Genomic DNA, 5,874 nt, shown 5'->3' with positions numbered 1-5,874 from the left:
AGCGAATACATTACCAATGCTTTTGCTTTTAGATTTCACAAACAGGATTAACCAAAAACTGCCCCACGAAGCGAGGAACGAGCTTCAATAGAGTACGAGCTTTAGCGAGTACATAGGGCAGTTTTAATAGTTTTTCCCTTTTTAATAGTTTTAATAGTTTTAATAGTTTTAGACAGCATGAAAGCCTTATATAGCAATACTCTTCAGCCTCATACAACGACAGATTTACCCTTATACAACGACAGATTTACCCTTATACAACGACAGATTTACCCTTATACAACGACAGATTTACCCTATATAACGACAATAAAAAATAATGTTGTTGTTTTAATTAACGCTTTTATAATATAGTGTCGTTTTATTGCAGAAAAATAATCCTTAAACCAAATGAAAAATGATCTAGTTATAAAAAGTAATACTCTTGTTGAAGCTTGCTTTAATCTCAGTTTGACTGAATATCGAATACTACATGTAGCCTTCACTGAATTAGCTGAATATGAAAGTGATAAAGGCTTATTCCACACACGAGAATTTAGAGTATATGCAAAAGATTACTCCAAGCTATTTAATACTGATGAATCCGATGCTTATAAGGTATTAAGGGATGCAAGTGAGCGATTATTTAACCGTTACTTCACGTATGATCGGGTCTATCAAAAACCTGATTTTATAGAATGTGTTAAATCGAGATGGGTACAAAAAATTAGTTATGCAGATACGCAGGGATATATTAAATTTCAGTTAGCCGATGATGTTTTTAGCATGATTGGACAACTGAAAGATTGTTTCACACGATATAGATTATCTAAAACAGCCCAATTAACGAGCGTTTATGCTATTCGCCTTTATGAAATGATGATTCAATGGCAAAGCACGAAAGTTGTTCCAGTAATAGAATTAAATACGTTAAGAGAACGCCTTGCTATTGAGGAGCATGAATATCCTAGAGTCTATGATTTTAAGAATCGTGTCTTAGACCCTGCTATTAAACAAATTAATAAATATACAGATATCACAGTAAGTTACGAACAACACAAGCAAGGACGTATCATTTCTGGGTTTTCATTTAAGTTTAAGCAAAAAAAAGACGATAAACCTAAAATTAATACTAAGCGTGACCCTAACACCCCTGACTTTTTTATAAAAATGACCGATGCACAACGCCATTTATTTGCCAATAAAATGTCAGAAATGCCTGAAATGAGTAAATATTCAAAAGGTACAGAAAGCTACCAACAATTTGCTATTCGTATCGCTGACATGCTTTTAGAGCCTGAAAAATTTAGAGAACTTTACCCATTTTTAGAGAAAGCAGGATTTAAATCATGATGCAACTGGAGAACCTAACAGCCAATTTTCAAGGCGTTCAAATTGAGTATACCGACATCGTAAATTATGAAATTGCGAGGGAAAATATATGCGGTTATATCTTCCTATTATCCCGACTATCCAAGAATGCAGAACCCACTGAAAAAATGCAGATGGAAAGCAAAATAGAGGACTTAATTTACTATCGGGATAATTTGCAGATCAAGGATAAAGTAAATATCCAAAAAGTCTTAAATGAGCTAATTCCAGAGTATAAAGCCGAACAAGAAAAGCAAAGAGCTAAGAAAAATTAGGCTTTCTTCTTAACTTTACTTTTTTGCTTAGGCTTAACAGTAAATTGCTCTCCCAAAGCCTTGCCTTGTTTAAAAGTGACAATTTCCTTAGCTTCAATTTTAAGTTTTTCGCCAGTTTTAGGATTGTGTCCCATTCTTTCGGCACGCTGTTTTACTTCAAAAGTCCCAAAATCAACTAATCGGACATTTTTATCTTCAACCAGGGCTTCTGTAATGACTTCAAGAACAGAATTAAGAACAACTCTTGCTTCATCTTGATTAATATTTAATTTAGGTGCTAATTTGGCAATTAAATCGGCTTTATTCATAATTAATTGTCCTCAATATTTGGTAAGTCAAAAAGCTGTCGATCTCTATTTTCTGTTAAATATTCGTTGAGTTCAGCGAGTATTTTTTCTTTATTGGCTTCATTTGCCTGCATTTTCTTAATCAAGTAAGAACCGAGCAAAATTTTACGCCGAGTATCATCCTTGCGCTCCTGTTCTTTCTTTTTGGTACGTTCTCTTGCTTCAATAGCCTGTTTCTGTGCTTTTAACTGTTTCAGCTTCTCTAACTGGGCTTCAATTTTCTTTTCGATATTTTCAGCAGATTTAGTCATAACGGTTAATTTCGGAATATAGAAAACCACTCAAGCATAAGACCCTATGAATTGAAATTCAAGCGGGTAATATGCTATCGTGTTTTTCATGAAATGCGCACTTACGACTTGAATTTCATTCAAGTCAAAAGATGCGTAAGGGGGACACCCCTTAACCCCAAAAGCAAAAGCAAGAGCGGTAAAGCAAATGAAGAAATACAATATTGATGAACAGCATATTTTTATATGCTCAAACTGTGGGAATGAATTTTTATACAAATTACCTAAAATTCTTATAGAGCAAATGAATGGAGTATCCATTCAAACTATTAGAAAAGAATGCCCGAAATGTAATCAATACGTGGATGCCACAAGGAAAATTTAATGGCGATTTACCACTGTACAACCAAAACCGTTAACCGCAGTTCGGGAAGAACTGCCGTTGCATCTATGGCTTATCGTGCAGGGGAAAAACTCAAAGATGAACGAACAGGACTAACCCACGATTTTACGAGAAAGGACGGTGTCGCCCATAGCGAAATTGTGTCTAACCTTGATATAGAAATAGACCGTAGCGAGTTGTGGAACTTGGCGGAACAGTCCGAAAACCGCAAAGATGCTCGAACCGCTAGAGAATGGGTGATTGCCTTACCTGATGAACTGGATGCAGATCAACGTAAGGACTTGGCAAAAGAGTTTGCCCAATCACTTGTTGATCGCTATGGCGTGATCGCAGATTTAGCCATTCACGAACCCAGCAAAAGCGGAAATGATAAAAACCATCACGCCCATATCATGCTGACCACCCGAAAAGCTGAATTAGACCCTGACAATAAACTCACTTTGACGACAAAAACCGATATTGAGTTAAGTAATGCCAAACGCAAAAGCCTAAATATGGGAACAACCCAAGACGACATCAAACAGATTCGGGAAACATGGGCGGATTTAGCCAATCACGCACTGGAGCGAGCAGGCTACCGAGAAAAAATAGACCACCGCAGCTATGCCGATCAGAACAATGGACTACAAGCCACCATTCATGAGGGGACTTCGGTCACTCAACTCCGTAGACAAGGCATAGACACCGAAATCAGCCGTTATAACGACCATGTGAAGCAACACAACGCCCAACACCTCAAACAACAGCAACAGCGCACAGACAGCGTTTTACAGCACGGTTTAAACCGTGCCGAGCAAGGCTTCGAGCAATGGCAGAAAAACCAAGAAGCTAAACGCCTAGAACAAGAACGCCAAGCCGAAATACAACGACAGCAAAAACTAGAGCAACAGCAAGCCGAGCGAGCCAACCGTAAAGCATCACAAGACTTAGATCAGGGCGGAATGTACCGATGAGCAACCAAAACGACCTAGATGACCAGCTCTATATTTTACTGGCATCTATGAAAGAGTATCGAGAAGCCATAGCAGACGATAACAAGCGATTAGAAGCGTTTTACAAGGAAGTGGCTAGCGGAGTACTCAATAAGACCGAAAAACACCTAAAAAACGCCAATCAGAAGCAAATAGACGCACTCAACAACAGTATTCGGGAATTAAACAATGCAACCAATCAACTTGACTGGCGATTCATGGCAATCTACGCCAGTGCTTTTGTTAGCTTGCTGATCGTTTTCTTTTTAGCATTATTTTTATATGTGCCGAGCATGGACGAAATCAAACAGCGTAGAGCAGACGTTGCATGGCTAGAACAAAAATACAGCCTAGATATTAAAAATTGCAATGGGAAGTCTTGCGTTCGCATCATGAAAAATGACTGTCACGGAGCGAATAAGGATTATTGTGTGATTGACCCAAAATAATGATTAGACAGTACTTTGCTCGGCTCTTGCCATCACCGAATCAATGACAGCAGTCGCAAAGTTGCCCGACTTTGAAACATGGCTAAAGCCATCTTTCAAAGCATCGAGCGATAGTCATCCAAAAATTTCGGAATGGCTATCCAACTGATGCAGTTCTAAAATATCGTCACCAACAAGCCTATAGATCAAGACTAAATCAGGCTTCACATGACAATCACGACAATTTTTAAACTCTGCACCACCCTTCAAGGGATGATCTAAATATTTTTCAGGCAAAGGATTATTTGCGACTAAACAATCTAATACTTCTGCCCATTCAGCCGTAACCAGTTCTAAATAACGTCTTTTAATATCACGTTTAAAAGAACTGGTTACGATAATCTTACGTTTAGCCATGTGCTTCTTCCGACATAGCTTTAATCGCTTCTTCTACCGTTTCGTACTCGGTGTACTCGCCATTTTCAATCTCTTTTAAAGATTGAAGTAACTTGGCTGCTGCTTTAGGAGTTAAAGCAGTTTCTCGCGCATAGTCAAAAGATAAAGGGATCGCCTTAGTTTTAACGATTTGATTCAAGAACAGTTTGAATGCTTGGGGCATAGTCAAACCGTAGTCTTCCAAAATAGGCGTGACTTGTTCTTTTAACTCTGCTTCTAAGCGCATATTGAAATTGACTGCGGACATGATTTCCTCACTCAAAAACCATTAAAGTAAAGATAATATAAGGCATATTCTTTACTTTTTCATTACTTTTGATGTAATAAATGGTTTCTAACAAATGAATTTCGTATAACCACCATTATGTTAAATGTATAACTTTATAAAGTGTTAATTTTAAAGTCTTCCAATGTTTTGCCTTTTTCTTCTAATAAATTATGAACAAACTCAGGCTCTAATTTCAGCATCAGTTCAATAGCATCATGGATTTTCCAAAATTGTAATTCAGGATGATCTATTATTTGGATTAAATGGTTTTTAATTAAAGGAATATATTCATCGTATTTTTCATCATCAATTAACCAAAATAAGCGACTAATATCAAATGGTTCTGTATTAGATATTTCTATAATCTTTTGTATAGGATGAAATATTTTTATTCTAGCCTGTTCACCAAATCCTAGATCAGCTTGGAATGCCCAATAACGAACAAAAGCTCTAAGTACATGCTGAAGTGTATCATCATAACCATGTAAACGATGATCTATATAACCAACTAATTTATTTTCATTTAATAAATTTACTAATGCATCAAAACCAGAGGATTGTCCCCAATTAGTCAGAAGTTTTGCTGCCTCAAATACAATATTTTCATCAGAAGAATTTAATAAATTTATGACTTGTTCTATACGATCTTCAGGAATATCTTCTGGATCTAAATCTGTTGCATCACATGCGTAATCTGCATGAGTAGGAACGTCATGCAGTAATACAGAAATTTCTTTATTCATTAAGCCACTCATTAATAATTATCTTAAGATTTTCTAAAATTAACATAATACACCTTATACGAAATGCGTTATAATTATCTATAGAAATCAATGCTGTAGTTTCTAGTTTATAGCCCGAACATCCCTGTTCGGGCTTTTTTTATGATTTTTCACGTTTCACGCCTATTATTTAAGCAATGTTTCACAACTTTGATTAGCTCCAGTAAATAATTAAAACCTAGATAATAAGAACCGAGCGAGTGTCTACGAGCGATTGAGCATCATCAAAATTTCGCCCTCGCCTTTTCTCTGATTACAAGCTCCCTTTCGATTTTAAACGGTAGGTACAGAGCATCCCGAATGGGTGCGAACTTTGGAGCTTTTGCTTTTCAAAAAGTATGAGCGAAGCGAATACATTATCAAT

The 5,874-nt window shown here is 36.7% G+C and carries 9 protein-coding genes; 4 read left to right on the top strand and 5 right to left on the bottom strand.

Features of this window, described 5'->3' with window-relative positions; all coding sequences use genetic code 11:
* The first annotated feature begins 390 nt into the window (after positions 1-390).
* Both repM and FTV43_RS14300 read left to right on the top strand, forming a co-directional pair.
* Positions 391-1,332 carry a replication initiation protein RepM gene (repM, locus tag FTV43_RS14305; protein ID WP_087554602.1) on the top strand — a complete coding sequence of 314 codons (942 nt, stop codon included), beginning with the start codon at positions 391-393 and terminating at the stop codon, positions 1,330-1,332.
* A complete protein-coding gene (locus tag FTV43_RS14300) occupies positions 1,329-1,625 on the top strand; it encodes a hypothetical protein (protein ID WP_179995763.1) in 297 nt (98 codons plus the stop codon). Before repM ends, FTV43_RS14300 begins: the two co-directional genes overlap by 4 nt.
* Here the strand turns inward: FTV43_RS14300 and FTV43_RS14295 are convergent.
* Together FTV43_RS14295 and FTV43_RS14290 are read right to left on the bottom strand one after the other, a co-directional pair.
* Positions 1,622-1,933 (bottom strand): HU family DNA-binding protein, encoded by a 312-nt coding sequence (locus FTV43_RS14295; protein WP_159516832.1) that lies wholly within the window; start codon positions 1,931-1,933, stop codon positions 1,622-1,624. The genes FTV43_RS14300 and FTV43_RS14295 overlap by 4 nt on opposite strands.
* A gap of 2 nt (positions 1,934-1,935) precedes the next feature.
* Positions 1,936-2,223, bottom strand: a complete 288-nt coding sequence (locus tag FTV43_RS14290) for a mobilization protein (RefSeq protein ID WP_159516831.1) — start codon at positions 2,221-2,223, stop codon at positions 1,936-1,938.
* A gap of 363 nt (positions 2,224-2,586) precedes the next feature.
* Between FTV43_RS14290 and mobQ the strand changes: the two genes are divergently transcribed.
* Together mobQ and FTV43_RS14280 are read left to right on the top strand one after the other, a co-directional pair.
* A complete protein-coding gene (mobQ, locus tag FTV43_RS14285) occupies positions 2,587-3,558 on the top strand; it encodes a MobQ family relaxase (protein WP_179995762.1) in 972 nt (323 codons plus the stop codon).
* A complete protein-coding gene (locus FTV43_RS14280; RefSeq protein ID WP_004870960.1) occupies positions 3,555-4,025 on the top strand; it encodes a hypothetical protein in 471 nt (156 codons plus the stop codon). Before mobQ ends, FTV43_RS14280 begins: the two co-directional genes overlap by 4 nt.
* Before the next feature lie 114 nt (positions 4,026-4,139).
* Here FTV43_RS14280 and FTV43_RS14275 read toward each other — a convergent pair whose 3' ends face one another.
* The 3 genes from FTV43_RS14275 to FTV43_RS14265 all read right to left on the bottom strand — a co-directional run bounded on the left by FTV43_RS14275 (position 4,140) and on the right by FTV43_RS14265 (position 5,471).
* Complete coding sequence (locus FTV43_RS14275; RefSeq protein ID WP_001129137.1) at positions 4,140-4,421, bottom strand: type II toxin-antitoxin system YafQ family toxin; 282 nt, start codon at positions 4,419-4,421, stop codon at positions 4,140-4,142.
* Positions 4,414-4,707 (bottom strand): type II toxin-antitoxin system RelB/DinJ family antitoxin, encoded by a 294-nt coding sequence (locus tag FTV43_RS14270; RefSeq protein ID WP_001277151.1) that lies wholly within the window; start codon positions 4,705-4,707, stop codon positions 4,414-4,416. Before FTV43_RS14270 ends, FTV43_RS14275 begins: the two co-directional genes overlap by 8 nt.
* Before the next feature lie 134 nt (positions 4,708-4,841).
* Positions 4,842-5,471, bottom strand: coding sequence for a hypothetical protein (locus tag FTV43_RS14265; RefSeq protein WP_078194520.1), 630 nt, complete (start codon positions 5,469-5,471; stop codon positions 4,842-4,844).
* Positions 5,472-5,874: the final 403 nt, after the last annotated feature.

Source organism: Acinetobacter sp. YH16053 (assembly GCF_013417035.1).
GTDB classification, from domain to species: Bacteria; Pseudomonadota; Gammaproteobacteria; order Pseudomonadales; family Moraxellaceae; genus Acinetobacter; species Acinetobacter towneri.
Note: the sequence above shows the minus strand (reverse complement) of the source record. Positions and strands in the feature narration are given on the sequence as shown.

Coding starts and splice junctions, on each gene's coding strand:
- repM (WP_087554602.1), top strand. CDS start 391: ATGAAAAATGATCTAGTTATAAAAAGTAATACTCTTGTTGAAGCTTGC.
- FTV43_RS14300 (WP_179995763.1), top strand. CDS start 1,329: ATGATGCAACTGGAGAACCTAACAGCCAATTTTCAAGGCGTTCAAATT.
- FTV43_RS14295 (WP_159516832.1), bottom strand. CDS start 1,933: ATGAATAAAGCCGATTTAATTGCCAAATTAGCACCTAAATTAAATATT.
- FTV43_RS14290 (WP_159516831.1), bottom strand. CDS start 2,223: ATGACTAAATCTGCTGAAAATATCGAAAAGAAAATTGAAGCCCAGTTA.
- mobQ (WP_179995762.1), top strand. CDS start 2,587: ATGGCGATTTACCACTGTACAACCAAAACCGTTAACCGCAGTTCGGGA.
- FTV43_RS14280 (WP_004870960.1), top strand. CDS start 3,555: ATGAGCAACCAAAACGACCTAGATGACCAGCTCTATATTTTACTGGCA.
- FTV43_RS14275 (WP_001129137.1), bottom strand. CDS start 4,421: ATGGCTAAACGTAAGATTATCGTAACCAGTTCTTTTAAACGTGATATT.
- FTV43_RS14270 (WP_001277151.1), bottom strand. CDS start 4,707: ATGTCCGCAGTCAATTTCAATATGCGCTTAGAAGCAGAGTTAAAAGAA.
- FTV43_RS14265 (WP_078194520.1), bottom strand. CDS start 5,471: ATGAATAAAGAAATTTCTGTATTACTGCATGACGTTCCTACTCATGCA.